The 19,880-nt window shown below is 62.0% G+C and carries 17 protein-coding genes; 6 read left to right on the top strand and 11 right to left on the bottom strand.

Annotated elements, in window-relative coordinates; genetic code table 11:
* Positions 1 to 143: 143 nt before the first annotated feature.
* From B0G82_RS29750 to B0G82_RS29705, 10 genes are all read right to left on the bottom strand, one after another.
* Complete coding sequence (locus tag B0G82_RS29750; RefSeq protein WP_121309945.1) at positions 144 to 662, bottom strand: DUF3331 domain-containing protein; 519 nt, start codon at positions 660 to 662, stop codon at positions 144 to 146.
* 47 nt (positions 663 to 709) lie between these two features.
* Positions 710 to 1,699, bottom strand: coding sequence for an MBL fold metallo-hydrolase (locus B0G82_RS29745; protein ID WP_199730184.1), 990 nt, complete (start codon positions 1,697 to 1,699; stop codon positions 710 to 712).
* A 77-nt stretch (positions 1,700 to 1,776) separates the two neighbouring features.
* Positions 1,777 to 3,507 carry an FAD-dependent oxidoreductase gene (locus B0G82_RS29740; RefSeq protein ID WP_121309944.1) on the bottom strand — a complete coding sequence of 577 codons (1,731 nt, stop codon included), beginning with the start codon at positions 3,505 to 3,507 and terminating at the stop codon, positions 1,777 to 1,779.
* A gap of 53 nt (positions 3,508 to 3,560) precedes the next feature.
* Positions 3,561 to 5,117, bottom strand: coding sequence for an alginate export family protein (locus tag B0G82_RS29735; RefSeq protein ID WP_241974891.1), 1,557 nt, complete (start codon positions 5,115 to 5,117; stop codon positions 3,561 to 3,563).
* Positions 5,107 to 6,057, bottom strand: a complete 951-nt coding sequence (locus tag B0G82_RS29730) for a glyoxalase (RefSeq protein ID WP_121309943.1) — start codon at positions 6,055 to 6,057, stop codon at positions 5,107 to 5,109. The genes B0G82_RS29735 and B0G82_RS29730 overlap by 11 nt, the downstream gene beginning before the upstream one ends.
* 48 nt (positions 6,058 to 6,105) lie before the next feature.
* Positions 6,106 to 6,357: a DUF1427 family protein gene (locus B0G82_RS29725; RefSeq protein ID WP_121309942.1), complete on the bottom strand. Its 252-nt coding sequence runs from the start codon at positions 6,355 to 6,357 to the stop codon at positions 6,106 to 6,108.
* Positions 6,358 to 6,398: 41 nt separating this feature from the next.
* On the bottom strand, positions 6,399 to 7,040 hold the full coding sequence (locus B0G82_RS29720; protein WP_121309941.1) for a phosphohydrolase: 642 nt from the start codon (positions 7,038 to 7,040) through the stop codon (positions 6,399 to 6,401).
* Between the two features lie 141 nt (positions 7,041 to 7,181).
* On the bottom strand, positions 7,182 to 8,651 hold the full coding sequence (locus tag B0G82_RS29715; protein WP_121309940.1) for a mechanosensitive ion channel family protein: 1,470 nt from the start codon (positions 8,649 to 8,651) through the stop codon (positions 7,182 to 7,184).
* 39 nt (positions 8,652 to 8,690) lie between these two features.
* A complete protein-coding gene (locus tag B0G82_RS29710; RefSeq protein WP_121309939.1) occupies positions 8,691 to 10,559 on the bottom strand; it encodes an amidohydrolase in 1,869 nt (622 codons plus the stop codon).
* 239 nt (positions 10,560 to 10,798) lie between these two features.
* On the bottom strand, positions 10,799 to 11,434 hold the full coding sequence (locus B0G82_RS29705; protein ID WP_121309938.1) for a hydrolase: 636 nt from the start codon (positions 11,432 to 11,434) through the stop codon (positions 10,799 to 10,801).
* 378 nt (positions 11,435 to 11,812) lie between these two features.
* Between B0G82_RS29705 and B0G82_RS29700 the strand changes: the two genes are divergently transcribed.
* Positions 11,813 to 12,634: an alpha/beta hydrolase gene (locus B0G82_RS29700; RefSeq protein WP_121309937.1), complete on the top strand. Its 822-nt coding sequence runs from the start codon at positions 11,813 to 11,815 to the stop codon at positions 12,632 to 12,634.
* A gap of 657 nt (positions 12,635 to 13,291) precedes the next feature.
* Here B0G82_RS29700 and B0G82_RS29695 read toward each other — a convergent pair.
* A complete protein-coding gene (locus B0G82_RS29695; protein ID WP_241974889.1) occupies positions 13,292 to 13,591 on the bottom strand; it encodes a hypothetical protein in 300 nt (99 codons plus the stop codon).
* A gap of 239 nt (positions 13,592 to 13,830) precedes the next feature.
* Here B0G82_RS29695 and B0G82_RS29690 point away from each other — a divergent pair, with 239 nt between their 5' ends.
* The 5 genes from B0G82_RS29690 (at position 13,831) to B0G82_RS29670 (ending at position 19,701) form a co-directional block, all read left to right on the top strand.
* Positions 13,831 to 14,985, top strand: coding sequence for a low temperature requirement protein A (locus B0G82_RS29690; protein ID WP_121309936.1), 1,155 nt, complete (start codon positions 13,831 to 13,833; stop codon positions 14,983 to 14,985).
* Positions 14,986 to 15,770: 785 nt separating this feature from the next.
* Complete coding sequence (locus B0G82_RS29685; RefSeq protein ID WP_116147642.1) at positions 15,771 to 16,550, top strand: MOSC domain-containing protein; 780 nt, start codon at positions 15,771 to 15,773, stop codon at positions 16,548 to 16,550.
* Between the two features lie 510 nt (positions 16,551 to 17,060).
* Positions 17,061 to 17,561 carry a DUF305 domain-containing protein gene (locus B0G82_RS29680; RefSeq protein ID WP_116147640.1) on the top strand — a complete coding sequence of 167 codons (501 nt, stop codon included), beginning with the start codon at positions 17,061 to 17,063 and terminating at the stop codon, positions 17,559 to 17,561.
* Positions 17,558 to 19,036 (top strand): YncE family protein, encoded by a 1,479-nt coding sequence (locus B0G82_RS29675; RefSeq protein WP_116147638.1) that lies wholly within the window; start codon positions 17,558 to 17,560, stop codon positions 19,034 to 19,036. Before B0G82_RS29680 ends, B0G82_RS29675 begins: the two co-directional genes overlap by 4 nt.
* 359 nt (positions 19,037 to 19,395) lie before the next feature.
* Positions 19,396 to 19,701 carry a hypothetical protein gene (locus tag B0G82_RS29670; RefSeq protein WP_241974887.1) on the top strand — a complete coding sequence of 102 codons (306 nt, stop codon included), beginning with the start codon at positions 19,396 to 19,398 and terminating at the stop codon, positions 19,699 to 19,701.
* The last annotated feature ends 179 nt before the right edge of the window (positions 19,702 to 19,880 follow it).

Genomic DNA, 19,880 nt, shown 5'->3' with positions numbered 1-19,880 from the left:
GAGCATCGATCACTCAGCGTTATGTCCCCGAAGTCTAGACCAACCGCGAATACGCATGCGCGGAAAAAACTGAACCTATCGTTCAAATTTTTTGTACTCAGCAAGCGGCTGCCGATGACGGACCGCGTGCCCGCCGTGGCGCGCTAGCGCGAATCGCCCATCATGACAGTGGATGCCATGCAGGCAATGACGGAAGCCAGAATCATGGCGTCGGCATTGGCGGGAACCGCGCTGCGTATTCTCGGCTTGTAGATTGCGTCGTCACGGCGAATCGTCGCGCCGCTCAGTGCGCAGCGTCCCTTGATGCGGGCGCGGCAGCAGATCCACACCTGGTCGACGTATTGACAGCGTGTCGCGTCCCGCCACAGCACGGCGATCGATGTGTCCGACAGACGCTCGAGTATTTCGATCTGGATATGACGCGACGGCGTGTCCGCCGCGCCGGCGACGCGTTTAGCCCGCGGCTTGAGATAGGCTTCACCTTCGGTCTCGTTGCAATAGCCCGCCAACAGCCGGTTGATCACGTGATCCCATACCGGCGCGCGCCGGTCGTCCGGCATCGCCGGCGCGTTCTCGCTGACCTGACAGCACGCTCCACGACGAACGCGCGTCTCGTACTGAACCGTATCCGTGCGTTGCGCCAAGGGGGTTTCGATATGCATGATGCTGCTCCCGAAGTGTGTGCGGGTGGAACCGATCAGCACTGATGTCACCGGCCGGGTGCGGCCTCGTAGTTGACCGGCACCCAGTCGTATTTGCGGCCGTTCTTTCTGATGTGCCCTAGGCCCGGAAAGGCGACATGCGCTGCGCCGATCAGATAGCGTTTGCTGGCCGCGAGTTCGAACGACGAGCGGCGCGAGCGCTGCGCGTCCGCCGCGCTGGTGTCGTATTCGACCGAAGCCGCCGGGTCCTGTAACTGGATCGACGCGACGTGGATAATGTCACCCCACACCAGCAAATCCTGCGATTCGCTCTCCACCAGATAGCCGGTGTGACCCGGCGTATGGCCGGGCAAGGCGACCGCGCGAATGCCCGTTTCGAGTTCGGCATCGCCACTGAACGGCTTGAAGCGTCCGGCCGCGACGTAAGGCGCGACAGAGGCGCTGGCCGCGTCGAAGAAGGTACTGAGAAAAGCGGGCGCTTTCGACTTGTTGGATGGGTTCAGCCAGTAGTCGGCTTCAACCTGGCTCACTCGCACAATCGCGTTCGGAAATGCCATCTGGCCGTTCGACACGATGCCGCCGACATGGTCCTTATGCAGATGCGTCAGCAGCACTTCGTCGATCTGCTCGGGCTGATAGCCGGCCGCGCGCAAATTGTCGGGCAGCTTGCCGCAGCAGTCGCCGTACAGCACGCCCGCGCCGGAATCGATCAGGATCAGCTTCGAACCGGTGTTGACCAGAAACGCGTTGATGGAACCTTGCACCGGCGCCTGCAAAAAATCGCGCTGGAGATCGCGAGCGATTTCGGCTTTCGACACGTCCTTCACGACTGTATCGATTGGAAACGGATGCGTGCCGTCGAGCAGTGCGGTCACTTCAAAGCCGCCGAGCATGATCCGGTAGAAGCCTGGTCCCTGCGTTTTCACCTGAGGCGCGGCGGCGAACGCGGAATCGCTTACCATGCTCGCCGCCAGACTCAATACGAACGCGCACCACATGTTTGCATGCATCGTCCATTTGCGCCGTATCCACTTCATGATTCGATCCCTGGTGTTCATCGTGAATATGCTGAAAAGCATAGCGGCCACTTGCCAGGTGCACTCGCTAATTTTTATTAATCATCCTGAGTAGTCACCGTCGCGAGCTGGCTCAGATACGCATGAATCTGCGCGACGACCGCTGCGCCGTCGCCCACAGCGGCGGCCGCCCGTTTCGCGGACTCCGAGCGCACGTCGCCCACCGCGAACATGCCCGGCACGCTGGTTTCCAGCGGATATCGCGCACTGGCTTGCGAGAATCCATGCTCGCTGCGCGCAAAACCGGTGACGACGAAACCGCGGTTATCCAACTCCACGCCGCTCATGTCGAGCCAATCCGTCTTCGGGTCCGCGCCGATAAACAGAAACAGATGGCGCGATGCCACCACTTCGTCCTCGCCATCCTGTTCGTGCCGCACATGCAGATGCGTGAGTCCGGCTTCGTCACCTTCGAGCGCGCGCAGTGTGCAACCGGTGCAAAGCGTCACGTTCGGCAAGGAGCCGATCCGGTCGATCAGATACTTCGACATGCTCGCGTTGAGGTCATTGCCGCGAATCAGCACGCGAATGCTGCGCGCGAAGTTGGCGAGGAATACCACCGCCTGACCGGCGGAATTGCCGCCGCCCATCAGCACGATGTCCTGGCCTTTCACCAGCTTCGCTTCGATCGTCGACGCCCAGTAGTACGTGCCACGTCCTTCGAAGCGCTCGAAACCCGTCACCGCCGGCTTGCGGTACGCGGCGCCGCTCGCCACCACGACCGTGCGCGCGTTGATGCGCTGGCCGTCGAGCAGCGTGAGCAGGAACATGCCTTTGTTGCGGCACACCTCGACGACCTTGCCGGGAATCGCCAGATGCGCGCCGAACTTCAGCGCCTGCTGGAACGCGCGCGCGGCGAGCGCCTGCCCGGAAATGCCGGTGGGAAAACCGAGATAGTTTTCGATGCGCGAACTCGCGCCGGCCTGCCCGCCCGGCGCTCTCTGATCGAACACCGCAACCGACAGTCCTTCCGTCGCGGCATACACGGACGCCGCGAGTCCGGCCGGCCCCGCGCCGACGATCGCGACGTCGTACACATGCGATTGCTCGAAGGTCGGCACGAGTCCGAGGCACGACGCGAGCTGCACTTCGTCGGGCGCACGCAGCACGTTGCCGTTCGGGCAGAACACCAGCGGAAAATCGCCGGGGCCGGTGGTCATGCCGCCCAGCAGCGTGATGGCTTCGGGATCGGTGCGCGCGTCGATCACCATCGCGGGATAGGCGTTGCGGCGCAGAAAGCCTTGCAGCCTGATGAGCCGGTCATCGTTTCCATTGCCGACGATGATCGGCCCCAGCCCCTGCTCGATCAGCCCGAGCCGCCGCAGGATCAGCGCACGCATGATGTGTTCGCCGAGTTGCGCGTCGGCGACGATCAGCGCCCGCAGCCGGTCCGGCTCGATCACGAGCGTCTCGGCGTCGGTCAACGCCACGCCGTCGATCAACGCGGGCTTGCCGGAGAGTTGCGCCATCTCCGCCATGAAGTGGCCGTCTTCATGTTCCGTGACGAGCGTCGAGCGTCCGAAGCTGTCGCGTGAATAAATGCGCACGCGGCCGCGCAACAGCACGAACAGGCCGAGCGCGATCTTGCCGGTTTCGAAGATCAGTTCGCCGGCCTTGAACGACATCGGCGTGGCGAAACGCCGAAGGCTTTGAATCTCCGCCGGTGAAAGCCGCGGGAACATCTGGTGCTGCCGGTATTCCAGCGACGAATACGGAAACTCGAGTTCGGACGTCGCCGCCGCTTCGACCTGTAGATCAGGCGTGCTCATAAAAAATAACCTCTTCTGACACGCCTCGCTGACGACGTGGTGCCGATACGGCGTTACCAGCCGAACTTGAGTTCGGCGCCTACATAGTCGGAATTGCGCGCACCCAGCTCGCGCAGCGACGGTCCGACCTGAAAATGCACGGCTTCGACCGCAGCGGCGAGATTCGCGGTGACCGCATAGTCGGCGCGCAGTTGCGTATAGAAACCGGTCCAGCGGCTGCCGTGTCCCGCCGTTCCGGGCACGACTGCCGAGCCTTGCTGATATACAGCGTCGGCGGTGGTCTCGCGCCATTGCAGCCCCACGCCCGCGAGCAGCGAGAGCTTGCTGTTCGGTTTGACGATCAGCGACGGCTTGACGTGAATCACGTTCGAGTAGCCGGTATAACCGGCGAGCGCGAAGTAGTAGCCGTTCGGAAAGAGCGGATTGAAGGTGCCGATGCGGCCATCTCCGGGATGCGTGTCGCCCGAGGCCGCATCGATCTGCAGACCGAAACGCGGCGTCCACGGCAGCGAAGCCAGCGTGTAGCCGGCGAGCGTGCCCACCGCCCACGCACCGATCGTCTTGTTGCCGACATGGCCCGACTGATACATCGCCTCCGCGTCCCAGTCGATGTGATTGACCGAGCCGGCGTAACGCGCGTCGAACACGTCGCGATGCTCGTTGCCGGTAGCGTCGAGAAAGCGCGCGTTGCTGCGGTTGTAGCGCGAGTAATAGGCGGACAGATCGCCCGGACCGACTGCCTTACGCTCGACCCGCACGCCGCTGAAGGTCAGGTCGCGATTGGAAACGTCGTCGAAATCCGAGTTGTCGCGGTACTGCACCGGCTGCGTCGCATACGCGATCCAGCGCCACGGGCCGGTTTCATAGTCGGCCCAGATGGCGTCGAAGGCCTGGCGCACGTTCGGGCCGTCACGCACGGAAATGAACCGCTGCAAGTCGAACGCCATCTCCTGGCGGCCGACGCGGAACTTGAAGGTGCCGGGTCCGAGCGGCTCGGTGATGGCGACGAACGCCTGGCGCAGGTCGAGCGGATTCTTGTCGACCGGCGAGACGTTGTCCTTGCCGAAAGGCCGCGCGTCCTCGAACTGCGTGAAGATCTGCACGTGCGGGCCGAGGCGCACATCCGCGTGAACTTCGAGACGTTGCAGCACATACGTGTCGTCGCGGCCCGAACCGAGGCCGAAGAGCGGCGCGTCGTTCATTTCGAGCCGCTCGCGCAGCACCATGCCGAGCGAGATATACGCGTCGGGATTGCCGAACAGCGGAATGTATTTCAGCGAGTCGAAGGGCTTCTTCGGCACGCACGGATTGGCGAGTGCCGACCAGTTTTCCTGCCAGCGGTTGAACATGACAGCGGGCCGCGCGCATGAAGTGCCTGCCGCCGTTGCCGTTGCCGTTGTGCTCGCCGTACTGGTCGTGCTGGTATCGTCCGCACCGCCGAGCGCGGTGTCCGCCGCCGACGCCGGCAGCGCGGCCGCCAGCCCCGTGCTGATCAACAGCGCGCGGGCCGCGCGCAGCGCCAGGCGCCGGCGCGAGCGCTCGCGCGGCTGCAACGCTTGCAAGGTCTGCGAGGTTCGCAAGGTCCGCATGAGGCCTGCTTTACTGGCCATCGTGCACTTCGGCGATATACCCGCCCGGGAATTCGAGCACCGCGCTCTTGCCGGCTTCGCTGCTGTACGGCTGCGATACCACCTTCGCGCCGGCCGCTTGCGCGCGCTCGAGCGTCTGCGCCAGATCGTCGACGGCATAGCCAGTCGTTTCACGTCCGAACGGGAACGGCAGCTTGCCGTCCGTGACGAACACCACCATGCGGCCGAAACCCGAATTGATGCGGATCTCGCGAATCGTCTCGCCGGGACGGCCAATCACGCCGGCATCCGCGCGCGGGTTATCCGACACCACCTTGCCATGCGAAAAATGCACCCAGCGACGCACGAAGTTGTTGGCTTCATAACGCGACACATACACGCGGTTATCCGGCACGCTGTGCAACGGCGCGTAGTTCGGCGCCTTGGTGTGCCAATAGAGCTGCATCGTCAGGCCGCCCGGCCATTGAATGATCGCGTCCTTGCCGATCGGATCGTCGAAGCTGTCGACCAGCACGTCGGCGCCCGCCGCGCGCGCCGCCTTCACCGCCTGGTCGATATTGGTGACCAGATAGCCGGTGCGTTCATTGCCGAACGGATAGGGAATCGGCGTTTCGAAGCCGAACACCGACAGCATGCCGGCCGGCGTCTGCACGTATTGCGACGCGGTCTTGCTCGGCGTCGGCGTGACCGTGAACACCGCGCGCGGCGACGCCTTGCCGCCGAACGTGGCGAGAAAGCTGGTGACGAACGCGTCGAGATCCGCTGAGGCGACGTACACATGGGTCGTGTCGTACTGCGCGCCGACCGAGACGTCGGGCATGCGCGCCGCGAGCGCGGTCTTGCCGCTCGAGACTTCCGGCGGCCCGTTATCGGCGAACGCGGAAGAGACCGGCGCGAGGCCGATCAGCAAGGCTGCGCAGAAAGCCGCAATGGGACGAAAGCGTTGAAGCGATGTGAACATGTGATTACCCGATCGTGTTAGCAATATCTGAATAGGCGGCTGGCAGGATCAGCCGCCCTCTTTTGTCGCGCCGGGCGTGGCCGGCTTTTGCGCCGGGCTGCCCGGCTGCCGCTCGGCGACCTGAACCGTGGTCGTCTGCGCGAAAAACTGCGCCTTGACGACCGGTATCGCGTGCTCGCCCAGCACCATGCCGAGCAGGCCGGCAAGCGCGATCAGCGGCGGCGCCGGCGACTGCACCTTGAGCAGCCAGTAAAGAAGTCCAACGCCGAAGCCGACTCCCAATGAAATGATGTAGCCCATGCTGATTTCCTTTGTATGCACACTTGCGGCGAACCGCGTCGTCAATTCGCCCACTCCGAACCCAGCACCAGCCCGCAGAAATTCAGCCGGCGATAGTTCGGATCCCACCGGTCGAGCACGTCGGCATTCACGGTGCCGAACGTCGTCTCGGGACGATGCTCCATGCCGCGGGCGTACGCTTCGATGATCTGCTTCTTGAAGCCGGCTTCGCGCGGACAGGCCTGCACGATCTCGTCGCGCTGCTGCGCGGTGAACTCGCCATAGCGGGCGCCGCGAATGTCCATCTGCACGCCCGCGCTCACCAGCGCGACGAGCGGCGACAAATGCTCCGGAATGCCCGGCGTGGTGTGCAGCGCGATCGCCGCCCAGACCTCGCCGATCGCGCCGGCGGCAACGCCGTACTGGAGCATGAAGTCGCGCGCCTCGTTCGCGCTGTCCACTTCATAGCGACAGGGGGACCGCTGATGCCGCACATTCAACCCGACGTTGTGAAACAACGCGCTTACGTACAGCAACTCCGTGTCGAACGTCAGCTTGTCGCGCACGCCGGTCAACACGCCGAACAGATACGCCCTGAGCGCGTGATGAAACATCAGGCTCGACTCCGTGGCGCGGATCCGATCGGTTGCGGCCCGCGCCAACGGACTGTCGGGAATGTCGACTCCCGCGATGGTCTTCTTCACGTCTCCTCCTCCCTATCCGACATTCGCTTGCGGGCGCGCCTCGCCGACAGACTGTTCAATGCAGCGTAGCGAATTAACCTCATAAAGACTTTGGCGAATCCTTAAAAAGACTTAATCGACGCGGCACGGCTCGCACTGCGTTCACAGCGTGAGGTCATGGATGCGCCGGACCCCATCGCGAATCCATTGCAGCAGACCGCCGGAGTTTGAATCGGCGTCGTTCGGCGACGCCAGCATCAGCTTCTCGGTTTCATGGTGTTCGGACAGCAGCCGGCACATCTCGCGTCCCACTTCGGGGCGACGCGCGAGAATCGGCGTCAACGCGGCCTTGTCGAGCTGGAAAACGGTGACTCGCGTCAGCGCATGAACGATCACGCCGGTCTTGACGCCGGCCAGGATGCCCGACTGGCCGATCGAGTCGCCCGGCGCGAGACGGCGCAACTCCAGCTCGCCGCTGTCCTTCGACACGGTGACTTTCGCCACGCCGCTCGCCAGAATGTGCAACGCGTGGCTGCTTTCGTCGGCCGCGCTGTAGATGGTTTCGCCGACGTCGAACTCATGGCGCGTCAGCTGCGCGGCCAACTCCGCGATGCCGTTGTCGTCGAGCGTCTGGAAAATGAGCACGCTGCGCAGCAGGCGCTGCTTTTCATCCGCGGCCTCGTTCGCGGGCTCGACCACGGACAGCGGATGCAGCACCACACCGCGCGATGACAGATGCCGGTGCGCGAGATCGAATAGCTCGTTGCGCACGTCGATCTTCCTGCTCAGCGAATCGACATAGCAGACGATCTCGTACTCGATCGCGTCGTTGGTCGCACGCCGCACGCTGACTACCGGCTTCGGCTCGGCAAGCACGTTCTCCGAGCTTGCCGCCACGTTGGCGAGCGCCTGCAACACGGTGGCGGGCCGCACCGAAGGCTTGACCGGCAGCAGCACGCTGATGCCGTGCGTATGCGAAGGCTGGTTGGCATTGACGATATTGGTGCGCGCCGCCACGCTGTTGGGAATCACGACGATGTTGCCCTGCCCGTTGAGCAGGCTGGTCGCGCGCCAGTTGGTTTCCACCACCTTGCCTTCCACTTCGCCGATCGTCACCCAGTCGCCGATCGAGAACGGCCCCGTGGCGTTGAGCACCACGCCCGAAAACACGTCGTTGAGCGTGCTCTGAATCGCGAGACCGAGCACGATCGCGAGCGCGCCCGAGGTCGCGAGCAGGCCGCGCACCGGTAGTTCCAGCACGAAGGCAATCGCGCCGACCGCGGCCGCCAGAAACACCAGTGCGCCGAACACGTCCTGAAACAGACGCTCCTTGTGCCAGGTCTCCGGCAGCACGGTGCGATCCAGCACGATCGTCACGAGCCGCGCGCCTTGCAGCCACCACACCACCTCCAGCAATTGCGCGAGCAGATGACGCACCGGCTCGTCCGGCCACGGCGCCGCGCGCAGCGGATTCATGCCGTAACTGAACAGCACATAGGTCGACAAGCCGAACATCAGCGCGCGCAGTGCGAGACGTCCCTTGTCTGTTTTACGGGTCATGAAACGCCAGGCGAGGAAATCGAGAACCAGAATGCCTAGCCCATACAGCACACCATCGTTCAGGGTCGGCATAAAGGTTCTCGCTGGCCTCGTGGCATCAAGCGGTGAAGGTCAGAACGCGAAACAGCTACAACCCAGCGCGCCCCAGAAGCCGTTCGAATCGCTGACCGGCACGTTCTTGCGCCACGCCCAGCCGTGCGCGTGGGCATGCACGCCGCACAGATTGACGCAACCGTCCACGCACGCCACCGCCGTCGGTTTATAACGGCTGTAGCCGCCGAACTCCGCGACCGGCGACCACGACGGACTGACCGGTAGATCAGGCGGCGCGAGCGGCGCGAACTCGTCGTCCGCATAGACGACCTTGCCGCCCACCACCGTCATGTTCGAGGTGAGGAACTTGATGCGGCTCGCGTCGACGGTGAAGAAGTCTTCGCTGAGCACCGCGAAGTCCGCGAACTGGCCGGGCACCAGCGCACCCTTGCGCTCTTCCTCGTTCGAGAACCAGGCGCTGCCCACCGTATAGCGGCGCAGGGCTTCCATGCGATCGAGCCTGTTCTCGGCCGAATACATCTGCGTGCCGCCCACCGTCTTGCCCGACACCATCCAGTACAGCGAGACGAACGGATTGAAACTCGCGACGCGCGTCGCGTCCGTGCCCGCGCCGACCGGCAGGCCGGCGTCGAGCATGTGGCGGATCGGCGGCGTGCGCTTCACCGCCTCTTCGCCGTATTGATGAATGAAGTACTCGCCCTGATACGCCATGCGGTGCTGGATCGCAATACCGCCGCCGAGCGCCCGCACGCGCTCGATGTTTTTCTGCGTGATGGTCTCGCAGTGGTCGAAGAACCAGCGCAGTCCGTTGAACGGAATTTCGGCGTTGACGCGTTCGAACACATTCAGGAAGCGTTCGATCGACTCGTTATAAGTCGCATGCAGCCGGAACGGCCAGCGGTTCGCCACCAGCAGCTTGACGACGGCTTCGAGTTCGTCTTCGAGCGAGTCGGGCAGATCCGGGCGCGGCTCCAGAAAGTCTTCGAAGTCCGCAGCGGAAAACACCAGCATTTCGCCCGCGCCGTTCACACGCAGGAAGTCGTCGCCCTCGCCGGGTTGGGTCATCTTCACCCACTTGGCGAAGTCTTCGATTTCCTTCCTGGCGTTCTGCGTGAACAGGTTGTAGGCGATCCGCACGGTCAGTTCGCTGTGCTTCGCCATGTCCATGATGACGGCATAGTCGTCGGGATAGGCCTGATAACCGCCGCCCGCGTCGATCGCGCTCGTCACGCCGAGGCGGTTTAGTTCGCGCATGAAATGGCGCGTGGAATTGCGCTGATCCTCGGGCGCGAGCTTCGGGCCTTTCGCGAGCGTCGCGTATAGAAGTCCGGCGTTTGGCCGCGCGATCAGCATGCCCGTCGGATTGCCGCGCTTGTCGCGCTGAATCTCGCCGCCGGGAGGATTAGGCGTGTCTTTCGTATAGCCGACCGCGCGCAATGCCGCTGCATTCAGTAGCGCGCTGTCGTACAGATGCAGGATGAACACCGGCGTATCCGGCGCAATCGCATTGATTTCTTCGAGCGTCGGTCCACGGCGCTCGGCGAACTGGAATTCGTTCCAGCCGCCCACCACGCGCACCCACTGCGGCGCCGGCGTGCGGGCCACCTGCTTGCGCAACATGTCGAGCGCGTCGGCGAGCGACGGCACGCCGTCCCAGCGCAGCTCCATGTTGAAATTCAGGCCGCCGCGAATGATGTGCAGGTGCGAGTCGTTCAGCCCCGGAATGACCGTACGGCCTTTCAGATCGATGTGGCGTGTCGCGTCGTTGGCGTGCCGCATCACGGCATCGCGCGAACCCGCGGCGACGATACGGCCGTTCGCCACGGCGAGCGCATCGGCGAAAGAGCGCTTGTCGTCCTGCGTGGCGATCTTGCCGTTGAAAAAGACGACCTCGGCCGGCGTCGGCGCGGAAGGTGTGGAAGTCATGGCGGTCCTCATGGGAGAGCGCTCCGCCGGCCACGCACGGAGCTATTTCCGGGCAAGCCCGGAAATCGGGAAACTGGGAAGCCTGGAGGCGCACGGCCGGCGCGCCTTCTAACGAGCACTCGAACGGATGCCGCGGCCGGCATGAGCCTGGTGGACATGCCGGCCCACGGTCGTTGAACGGCGCGGCATCCATACGCTCCGGCCGGCGTCATGCCGCGCCGGTGCGCTGAGTCAGCCGGTTAGCCCGCTTCGCTCGCGTGCTCGCCGAGAATCGACTTGGCGTATCGGACGCCGATGCCATAGGCGCTGTGCGCCTTCAGGATGTCCATGCAGCCTTCGTACGTTTCGCTGCGTCCCCAGTCACGTTGCAGTTCGAACATGTACTGGAACGAGGTCATCGGCACCGCGCCGGCCTGGATGATGCGTTGCACCGCGCGTTCGTGCGCTTCCGTGGTGATGTCGCCGCACGCGTCGGTCGGCACGTAGATTTCGTACCCTTCATTGATCATCTGGATGGTCGGGAACGATACGCATACCTCCGTCCACAGGCCGGCGAGCACGATCTTCTTGCGGCCGGTCGCCTCGATAGTCTTGCGGAAATTCACGTCTTCCCACGAGTTCATCGACGTACGGTCGATCGGCGTGTACTCCGGGAAAACCGACTGCACTTCCGGCACCATGTCGCCGCTGAACGACTTGGCGGCCACCGTGGTCAGGATCGTCGGGACCTTGAAGAGCTTCGAGGCCTTCGCGATTGCCTGGACGTTGTGCAGGATAGTGGTCCGCTCATGCGACGTCGTTCCGAAGAACATCTGCGGCTGGTAGTCGATCAGGGCAACCGCACATGAATCAGGGGTCAAGAGTTCTTTAGGCATTACGGGCTCCGTATTGAATGGACAAAGCATGTCTGAGAGACGTGCCGTGCTCGCTTGAACAGCGAGGAAAACTGGAGCCGAGTCTATCGACGGGGCTTCGCGGAGTCCTTGTGGAAGTCCTTAATCGTTCTTAAAAATGATGACGATGTGGAGTTGATTGCATTCCTGCAAGCGCCAGTGCGAGGTGTCGCAAGATGGTGTCGGCGCGCGCGGGTAGATCGGCGCAAGCAAGCGCATTCAGAAGAATTAAGCAATCTGAAGTTCTCTACAGCGGCTCGCACCGTACGATTGAAAACTGCGATGGCCGCCACAACGGGCGGCAGCGGCAACGCACAAGCAGGCAATGCATCCCACTCACAGCATGGAGAGCGTCACACGATGAACACGGTAACCACGAAAGACGGCACGCGAATCTTCTTCAAGGACTGGGGCACCGGCAAGCCCGTTGTCTTCTCGCACGGCTGGCCGCTCGACGCCGATGCGTGGGACGCGCAAATGCTGTCCCTGGTGCAGAAGGGCTATCGCGTCATCGCTCACGACCGGCGCGGCCACGGCCGCTCGGATCAGCCGTCGCACGGCAACGACATGGACACCTACGCCGACGACCTGGCCGCGGTCATCGATGCGCTCGATCTGAAGGACGCGACGCTCGTCGGCCATTCGACGGGGGGCGGCGAGGTGGCCCACTACATCGGCCGCCACGGCACCGCGCGGGTGGCGAAGGCCGTGTTGATCGGCGCCGTTCCGCCGCTCATGCTCAAGACCGAAGGCAATCCGGACGGCCTGCCGATGTCGGTGTTCGACGGCATTCGCGCGAACGTGGCGTCGAACCGTTCGCAGTTCTATAAGGACCTTGCCGTGCCGTTCTACGGCTTCAACCGGCCCAATGCCGAAGTCTCGCAAGGCACGATCGACGAGTTCTGGCGCGAAGGCATGCTTGGTTCGATCCATGGCCAGTATGAATGCGTCAAACAATTCTCCGAAGTGGACTACACCGAGGACCTGAAGAAGATCGACGTGCCCACGCTGATCCTGCACGGCGACGACGACCAGATCGTGCCGATCGACGACTCGGCCCGCCTGTCGGCGAAGCTGGTGAAAAACGCCACGCTGAAGGTTTATCCTGGCGCACCGCACGGCATGTGCACGACTGAAGCGGCCAAGGTCAACGCCGATCTGCTCGAGTTTCTGCAAAGCTGATAACGGCCGGAGTGCCGGTTGTGGATGCAGTCGCACGGCGCAAGTTGAATACGTTGTAGACGCGGCGCGGCAGCCTGGCGGATTCACTTCGTCGGGCGCCGCGCCGCGTTGTTTGCCGGCTCGAATTAGCTTGTCCAAGATAGGTTGTCGGCGTTTTTGCTTTGCGTTCATACTCCCCGCCGAATGCGGGTTCAGAATTTCCATGCCGCATTCGCATGGCGCCATGGTTATCGCGACGGAGCACAGGTGTAATCAAAGGCCTACGGGTAGCCGCGCCGCATATGCGCGGCGGTGCGACAAAGTTAGTGCGACTGCCTTACTTTCGCGCCAGAGTTGCATCTCGCGGATTCGATCGGCTGTCATCGATCCTCAACTGCCCTTCGACCCGATGCCCGCACTACGGCTTCCAGAAGTGGAACCGCCATTCGAGCAGCCGTCTCGGCCGGCAAGTTCTCGCCCTTGCGGACCTTCGACGAGGCTTCCTTGCACGTCGGCGATGTGTCGGGTTGCCGCCATTAAAAGCGTCGCGCAGCAGAGGGCCGTTTCCTGCATTCGCGAACTCACAGTTTCGGTAAAGTCGAGATGTGGCGCGGTAGCGGTAGGTTCGGTTTGTCTGTTGCCGCCCCTTTCGTCTGGCGTGCCCGAGTAACCGTCGCCTTAGACCCGTTTCCACATCCCGCTCAGCGAACCGGACGCGCAGATCTCCCGCATCCGCAATACGATGGCCAAACCGTGAGGATGTATCATGACAGATACCGGCGTCTCCCATGTCGTCGTCAGGTAGCCAACACCTGTGCCGAGCGCCCAGCCGCCGAGAACGTTCCTCTGCCAATGGGCGTGCGATTTCATGCGAGCAAGGCCATCGTAGAACGGCGAAAGCTCATGCGCCCATACAGCAGGGTAGCGCCGTCCATAGTGGACGATTAAAGGCGTCACGAAGCTGGCCTGGAGCGTCACTTCGCCGCTCGGAAAATTTTGTCCTCCCTAAACCAGGCATTCATCGCCCCCGCGGCCCTTGGTCAGGCGCATGATCTCGACAAGTACGTCGCCCTGGCGGTAGTCGATGAACTTGTCAGCGCCCACTATTCGATCATTATGTAGGCAATCCTAGATAATCTACGAGCCGCCTCGTCCTGCCACTCTTATCGCGACACAACCCGCGGACGCGCCCGGCGCAAGCACGACAATGAGGCGATATGCACAACATAAAGTATTTCGAGGCCAATCGCCGCGCCACCTGGCTCGAGTTGTTCTTCGACCTGATTTTTGTGGTAGCGATCGGTGACGTAACGCATATCTTGAGCCACACGCACGATGGTCATCTTGACCCACTCCAGTTCTGGCAATACGTCCTGATTTTCATACCTTTGTGGTGGATTTGGGCCAGCCACACGATGTATGCCAATCGGTTCGATGCCGATGACCGGAAGCATCGGGTGGCAACCCTGTTCATCATGTTCCTGCTGATTATCATCTCAGGCTTGATCGACCAACGATTCCTGGCCAGCTTTGACGTTATCATCGTCTGCTACGCCGGTTCGAAATACATCGTCGCCATGATGTATTTCGTGTCCAAATACCGGCATAAGGAAAGCGAGGCACTCACAACGGCAGTTGGCTGGGTAATCGTCGCTGGCACCACCATCGGCCTCGCTTCGATCCTGTTCCCGGCGCCACAGCGATATGTCGTGTTTTACCTTGGAATACTGTTCGATCTGATTGTGTTCATCTTTTTTTTGCCGCGTCGTCTCCAAGGCATCCCAGCGCATACCGAACACCTGATCGAGCGTGTAGGTCTGCTCACGCTCATCATGCTGGGAGAGTCCGTTATCAGCCTGTCGACGGGACTGGCCAATATCAGCTGGACTGTGGAGAGGCTGGTGACCGCCGCCACCGGCTTCGTGACGATATCGAGCATCTGGTGGGTCTACTTTGACAGTTTTCACCTGCTGACCAAACAGAAGCTCGCGACCGGCCATTCGGTCCTGTACTCGCATTTTTTCGTTTTCATCGGCCTGTCGATCCTGGCCAGCCTGATCCGGCACGCGATCCTGGACGACATAGTGGTATCCGACTTCCGGGTGCTGTCGGTCATCGGCGCGGTCTGCTTTTTCATTGGCAAGCAGTACGGCTATTTCATGGAGCGTCCCGCGTTGCGGCGCCAACTGGTCGTCAACACCCTGATCGTATTCGTGTTGATCGGGTTTGCCCTGCTATTACCCAGAACCGGTTACATCCTGTTTGGTATTACCGCTGCGGTGATTTGTTATGCTTTCCTTAGTCTCAGATACCTGAACGTCCCGCCCCAGCGTCACGACCGTCCGCGCCACAGCGCTATCACAGGAGACTAGCCATGAGCGACACCGCAAGTTCTCCAGCCACGATGCGCGGCTGTGCCATCTGGGTCTGTGGAGACGTTCGGCCGCTCGTCGTCCTGCAGCGGCCGCTGTGCCCGCGTCAGACAAACGTCAGCTACGGCCGATCAAGCAACGTTCACTATCTTTAATTGAATGGCCGCTTCCTGAGTTGAGACGACGTCTGAGTGTCCCAGCGACGGTGCGGGCGAATGACGGTTCCTGGCCGACACGGGGCAGCACCGCGGCAGACCGATGCAGCACTGATTGGGCGACGATCTGATAGAACGCCCATACTCCCGCCGAAACTTCCGCCGCAGCAAAGCGAACGACGCCGGGTCCGGACTCGATCTCAAAGATCCGCGCTAAATGCCGTTGCGTTCGGTACTGTGGATGAGGCAACTCGATGGGCGGTTCCGGCGATCGCCCTCCATTCGAAACTCCATGGATTCAACGCGGGAGACGTCAACGACTTTTTCAACAGCATCGGCCGGGTTCTGTCCGACGACGCTCGGCGGAAGCCGGCGCCTTCCCGTCCCCAGTTAGTTTCTGCGAATGCCGCCACTGCGCTCCAGAGCGACCGTTCTGCCCCGCCGCTCGAACGCAACTAGACGTCACCGATTTGTGTCCCCGCCTGTCCATGCTCACAAAGGACTGTTCTGCGCATATCGAGCGAGCCGCTTGTCGATCCAACCCCGGTTCCTGGTGGCTTGTCACCCTCACCAGGTGCTATGTTAAGCACTGCGGGACTAATGGCGAAAATCAGTGATGGGACAGGAATAATGGCGAAAATTATCAATCTCTACCGCTATCCAATCAAGGGTCTCTCTCCCGAGCCCTTGACGAAAATGGCCGTCAGCCACGGGCAAGGACTGTCCTTCGACCGCGCATTCGCGCTGGCGCTCGGCACGACGCGTTTCGATCCGGAAGCCCCCGAGCCGCTCGACAAGGGCCATTTCCTGATGCTGCGCAAGAATGAAAAGCTTGCCGCGCTGGCGACGCGGCTGGATCCAGAGACCGGCACGCTAACCATTCGCTATCGCGGTGAGCTTGTGCTTGAGGCGGCGACGACGAGTGCTGCGGGCCGCGAGGCGATCGAGGATTTCATGGCGGCTTATCTGGGCGAAGCGACTGAAGGCCGCCCCCGCCTCGTCTCGGCCGCAGGCCACAAATTCACGGATGTCGGCGTGGTCTCGCCAGTCATGATGAAAGCGATCTCGGTGATCAACCTGGCCTCCGTGCGGGCGCTTGAGGAGGCGACCGGGACTTCCGTGCACCCCCTGCGCTTTCGCGCCAACATCTATCTCGACGGCGTGCCTGCCTGGGCGGAGCTCAACTGGCTCGGTCGGGAAGTCGAGATTGGCGGGGTACGCTTTCGCGGGGCCCTACCGACGCGGCGCTGTGCCGCCATCAACGTCAATCCCGAGACCGCCACACGCGACGCCAATCTGCCGAAAGCGATCATGCAGCATTTCGGCCATGCCGATCTCGGCATTTATCTTGAGGTGCTGAGCGACGGCGTCTGTTCGGTCGGCGATGCGGTGACGGTCGTCGCCGCCTGACGAGCCCGGAGGGGTAATCAGGGTTTCGAGATTCTGTTCGTCGGACCAGCGCTTCACTTCCGGCTTCCTTCGGATTCCAGGTTGCCCGCAGCACCGTTGCCTTTCGCTAACTTCCCCTTGTCGGGCCCGACGCGGTTTGGCCGAACCCGGAAGTTAGTCGCAAGCCGCACCGCCAACGGCGTCGAACTTCGGCTCTCGACCCGTATCGGCTGTCGGGAACGGTGCGGCATCAAGGGCCGCGGCTGATGATCTTCGGACCTTGCTTCGCTCCGGTTCACAGCCTGTGTGGGCCACGCGATGTCATCTTCAGATCGTCCTCCTCGCGCACTACCATTCCTTTACGAACTGATGACCTTGACGCGATTTGACGGCACTCGGCAGGCTATGCCGCGGCGCCCAATCGGGCCGCAAACCCTCATCTGCGCGAAATCTGTGTGAGATACGGAATAACTCCGCATCTGACAGGTTCACTCCAATGAGACACCTGTTTATAACAACGGGAGAACCATCGTGCGTACCCCAAGCCCCCGTACCGCGCTGACGATCCTGAGCGTCGTCATTGTTCTGGCGATCTCGGCGCTTTGCGACTCACCTGCCTTCACTGCCGGCTTACAGACCGACGGTACGTCCAACGAAACCCCCTTCCTGGCGGAGAACAATACCGCCATGACAAGGATGATGGACGGCATGTCGACGAGACCGACAGGCAACGTTGATCGCGATTTTGTCGCAATGATGGTGCCTCACCATCAAGGTGCCATCGACATGGCGCAGGCCGAACTGCGTTACGGTCACAACGAACAGTTACGCCGCATCGCGCAAGAGATCGTCGTCGAGCAACAACAGGAAATTGTCGCCATGCGCGTCGCACTCGGGCAGCCATTGCCGCCACCTGCCGCCGCCCCGGACCAGCAAAAGCCGGCGTCTATGCCTGTCGCACCTGTTCACCGGCCGTCCGACCACGGCATGCAAATGAACACGCCAAACCCTATGCAGGAGGACCAGCAATGAAACGCCAATCAAGAATCACCATCGCGTTGTCTGCAGCCATGCTGGTGGCGACTCAGCTCGCGTGCGCTGGGCAGGCCCCTGGATCGCAGTCCGATCCTGACATTCCCGTAAGCCATCACGACCGCGTTTACGCCGCTGAGCAGTTTTCGAACACAGTGTCGGTGATCGACCCGGCCGACACTACGCTGCTCGGCCTGATTCGGCTCGGCGATCCCTCGCCGGGCAATTTCAGTCCGTTGTATAAAGGTCAATTACTTGTGCACGGCATGGGTTTCTCGCCGGACCATCACACGATTGCGGTTGTCTCGATCGGATCGAACTCGGTTTCATTCATCGACACGCAGACTAACGCCGTCAAGCATGTCACCTACGTTGGCCGCTCGCCTCACGAGGCTTTCTTCACGCCCGACGGAAAGGAGGTCTGGGTGACCGTGCGTGGTGAAAACTACGTCGCGGTACTTGACGGAAAAACGTATGAGGAGAAAACACGCATTACTGTCCCGGCTGGCCCCGGAATGCAGATATTCTCGCCGGACGGGAAATACGGTTATGTCTGCTCGTCCTTCAACCCGGAGATCGAGGTGGTGTCCGTGGCCGACCACAAGATCGTCGGCACGGTCCAGCAGGCCAGCCCTTTTTGTCCCGACCTGGCGGCGACGCCTGACGGCAAGCAGGTCTGGTTCACGCTCAAGGACACCGGCAGGGTCCAGGTGTTCGATGCAAGGCCGCCATTCGCGCTGATCAGGACGCTCGACACAGGCCCAATCACGAATCACGTGAACATCGTACATAACGACAAGGGCACGTTCGCGTACGTCTCCGTTGGGGGCTTGAATGTGATCAAGGTGTTTCGAACTGACAACTTTTCGCAGGTCGCGACGATACCTGTCGGCAACTTGCCGCACGGGCTCTGGCCGTCGGGCGACGGCAGCCGCATCTATGTCGGGCTGGAGAACGCCGACGCGATGGCTGCGATCGACACACTGAGCAACAAGGTCATCGCGACTGTGCCCATTGGCCAGGCGCCGCAGGCCGTCACCTATGTGCCGAATGCGGTGCCGGAAGGTGATGGTACGCAGAATCTGCAGACGTTGGGACTCGCTGGTCAGAGCGTCCACCTTGCACTGGTGCCGGCAGGCGCGGGCAAGATGGCGGACGTCACCCATGCACCTACGACTGTCGCGTTGTTCGACCAGGGCCTGGTGCAGGTTCTCCAGGCCGCTGTCACTGGTCTTCAACCGAAGCAACCCTATGTTCTAGGTCTTGCCGATAACCCCGACGGCACGGGTGACCTGCAAGTGCTCGCGAATTTCATGTCCAATCCGGCCGGCTCGGCGATCGTCAACGCTCTCGGGCAGATTCGCCAACTGGTCACACCAGGAATGGGCCATGCCGCTGACAAGCGCCGCTACCTCGTTGTCGCCCCGCAAGCGTCGGGTAAGCCAGGTGCCCCCGTACAGGTGCAGTCGCCGTAACCGGTTCCGCCGCCACGTCTCGTTCGCGGTGGCGGAACGGTGTGCGGTGCGGCTATCTGATTCTGGTAGTCACGGGAGCGATCCCGTCGCGGCGGCGAATTGAACGACCTGCTCCTGAGTGGAACAGACGCCGGAACGTCTGAGCGACGGCATGAGGGAACGACGCTTCATGGCCGGGTCCTGCCTGTTGGGGATCCGCAGGACATGACCCGTTCGAATCAGTCCCGCTTCGCAATCACACCTCCGCTACAGGACAATCATCTCGGCGGAGTGGTAACGTCGCGTCGACAGAACCCCGCGTTTGTAAGGTCCCTGTGCCACACTTTGATGTCAACCTATCGTCGACGCAGGTGAATGCGATGGATCAGCTACATACTGCCATGACTGCCCCCATTCTTTGCGCCGACTCGGCGGTGTGGTTTTCCGCCTATGGGTTCGGCTGGGGATACTGCGCTTTCGCGCTGCCGTTTGAAGTCGTTAGTGAAGAGCTTGGCGCTCGCAATGAAACCGTCCAACAGGTGCGACTCGCGTTCGAGTTGAACAAACGACGAATTCTAAGTACCGTGCAACAATATGAAGCAGCATCTGCAACAGGCGAGCGCATAACGCTCTCGGTCGCGGATCTTCAGCGCCGGACGCCCGAACTCGTTTACTTCGGAGCATAAATGCCGACAGATCGCGCTTGGCCGCCCCCTGCCTGACGGCGATCGGCCGCACGCGACCCACAGCCGCCCTTCAATCCTACGCAGTCTGAACGGCTGCTCACAGCGCGTATCTGCCCGATAGCCGTATCATCGCTCGACCTGAGTTGCACTTGACGTTTAGATCTGAGCGAGCAGTCAGC

The sequence above is a fragment of the Paraburkholderia sp. BL17N1 genome, assembly GCF_003634175.1.
Classification (GTDB): Bacteria; Pseudomonadota; Gammaproteobacteria; order Burkholderiales; family Burkholderiaceae; genus Paraburkholderia.
Note: the sequence above shows the minus strand (reverse complement) of the source record. Positions and strands in the feature narration are given on the sequence as shown.

Bases quoted from the DNA above. Each gene is read 5' to 3' on its own strand.
- B0G82_RS29685 (WP_116147642.1), top strand. From the start codon at position 15,771: ATGGCGAAAATTATCAATCTCTACCGCTATCCAATCAAGGGTCTCTCT.
- B0G82_RS29740 (WP_121309944.1), bottom strand. From the start codon at position 3,507: ATGAGCACGCCTGATCTACAGGTCGAAGCGGCGGCGACGTCCGAACTC.
- B0G82_RS29690 (WP_121309936.1), top strand. From the start codon at position 13,831: ATGCACAACATAAAGTATTTCGAGGCCAATCGCCGCGCCACCTGGCTC.
- B0G82_RS29700 (WP_121309937.1), top strand. From the start codon at position 11,813: ATGAACACGGTAACCACGAAAGACGGCACGCGAATCTTCTTCAAGGAC.
- B0G82_RS29730 (WP_121309943.1), bottom strand. From the start codon at position 6,057: ATGTTCACATCGCTTCAACGCTTTCGTCCCATTGCGGCTTTCTGCGCA.
- B0G82_RS29745 (WP_199730184.1), bottom strand. From the start codon at position 1,699: ATGAAGTGGATACGGCGCAAATGGACGATGCATGCAAACATGTGGTGC.
- B0G82_RS29705 (WP_121309938.1), bottom strand. From the start codon at position 11,434: ATGCCTAAAGAACTCTTGACCCCTGATTCATGTGCGGTTGCCCTGATC.
- B0G82_RS29675 (WP_116147638.1), top strand. From the start codon at position 17,558: ATGAAACGCCAATCAAGAATCACCATCGCGTTGTCTGCAGCCATGCTG.
- B0G82_RS29735 (WP_241974891.1), bottom strand. From the start codon at position 5,117: ATGGCCAGTAAAGCAGGCCTCATGCGGACCTTGCGAACCTCGCAGACC.
- B0G82_RS29710 (WP_121309939.1), bottom strand. From the start codon at position 10,559: ATGACTTCCACACCTTCCGCGCCGACGCCGGCCGAGGTCGTCTTTTTC.
- B0G82_RS29750 (WP_121309945.1), bottom strand. From the start codon at position 662: ATGCATATCGAAACCCCCTTGGCGCAACGCACGGATACGGTTCAGTAC.
- B0G82_RS29715 (WP_121309940.1), bottom strand. From the start codon at position 8,651: ATGCCGACCCTGAACGATGGTGTGCTGTATGGGCTAGGCATTCTGGTT.
- B0G82_RS29725 (WP_121309942.1), bottom strand. From the start codon at position 6,357: ATGGGCTACATCATTTCATTGGGAGTCGGCTTCGGCGTTGGACTTCTT.
- B0G82_RS29670 (WP_241974887.1), top strand. From the start codon at position 19,396: ATGGATCAGCTACATACTGCCATGACTGCCCCCATTCTTTGCGCCGAC.